Origin of the sequence: Sedimentitalea xiamensis (genome assembly GCF_030164465.1) — a bacterium.
GTDB classification, from domain to species: Bacteria; Pseudomonadota; Alphaproteobacteria; order Rhodobacterales; family Rhodobacteraceae; genus Sedimentitalea; species Sedimentitalea xiamensis.
Genome location: NZ_JASNJE010000086.1, coordinates 1 through 1,220 on the forward strand (window position 1 = coordinate 1; position 1,220 = coordinate 1,220).

Below are 1,220 nucleotides of genomic sequence, written 5' to 3' on the forward strand. Positions count from 1 at the left end.
AGAGGTGGTCCTGAATTTTCGACCAGTTTTCCGCCGGGCTAAGCGATAGCATTGGTTTCATTTCAGGCGGCGGCTTTCAGGTTCGGGGCTCGACTATCATATGCCTCGCCCGGCGTCAGCAGCCCTTGAGATGAGTGCGGGCGTTTTTCATTGTAATAGTTGATCCAGGCGCCGAGCCCCTCTCGGGCTTCAGAGCCGGTCGCGAAGGCGTTCAGGTAGACGCATTCGTATTTCAGGGATCGCCAGAAGCGTTCGATCATCCGGTTGTCGATCCAGCGACCACGTCCGTCCATCGAGATCTTCACCTTGGCGTCGTGCAGTACTTCGGTGAAGTCGGTGCTGGTGAACTGCGAGCCCTGGTCGGAGTTGAATATCTCCGGCGGGCCGTATCTGGCCAGCGCCTCCTTCAGCGCCTCGACGCAGAACCCGGCATCCATCGAATTCGACAGCCGCCAGCTCAGAACCTTCCGGCTGTGCCAGTCCATGATCGCCACGAGATACAGGAAACCCCGGCGCATCGGGATATAGCTGATGTCGGTACACCAGACCTGATTGGGGCGGGTTATGGGTAGCCCCTTGAGAAGGTACGGATAAACCTTGTGCTCGGGATGCTTCTTGCTGGTCCGGGGCTCCTGGTAGATCGGCACCAGCCGCATGAGCCTCATCAGCCGCCGCACCCGATGGCGCCCGCATCTATGCCCCTCTCGCTGCATGTGGCGGGCCATTTGCCGCGAGCCGTACCGTCGCCATCGTTGCTCGAACCGATGGCGCAACTCGGCGACCGTTTCCAGGAACTGCTTGTCGATGATTTCCATGAACGCCAGGTTCTCGGCGCTCTCCCCGCGCGGGTGATAGTAGAGGCTGGAGCGTGCCAGCGACAACAGGCTGCACTGGCGACGGACACTGAGATCGGGATGGGCCTGCTTCACCGCTTTCTGCCTCCAGTGCCGAGGATGAGACTGGAGGCTTCCGACAAAAAATCGCGTTCCACGACCAGTTGACCGATCTTGGCGTGCAGCTTCTCGACATCCTTCTCGGAAATCGCCGGCTCGGCCGATGCGCCACCGCCAAACGCCGATGCCATGTTCTCGATCACCGTTCTCTTCCAGCCGCTGATCATTGTCGGATGGACGCCGTACTTCTTGGCCAGCTCGGCCGTCGTCAGCTCTTCACGGATGGCTTCAAGCGCAACCTTGGCCTTGAACTCCGCCGAATAGCGT

At 60.1% G+C, this 1,220-nt stretch carries 1 protein-coding gene; it reads right to left on the bottom strand.

Translation table 11 applies throughout. The features are described from left to right. Window positions 1-62: 62 nt before the first annotated feature. Window positions 63-1,220 (bottom strand): IS3 family transposase gene (locus QO034_RS23250; protein ID WP_284487876.1). Its coding sequence is split into 2 segments (ribosomal slippage), with 1,159 coding nucleotides annotated over them: window positions 63-967 and window positions 967-1,220; the frame shifts between segments, so codons are not numbered across the junction. This gene is flagged as partial in the annotation.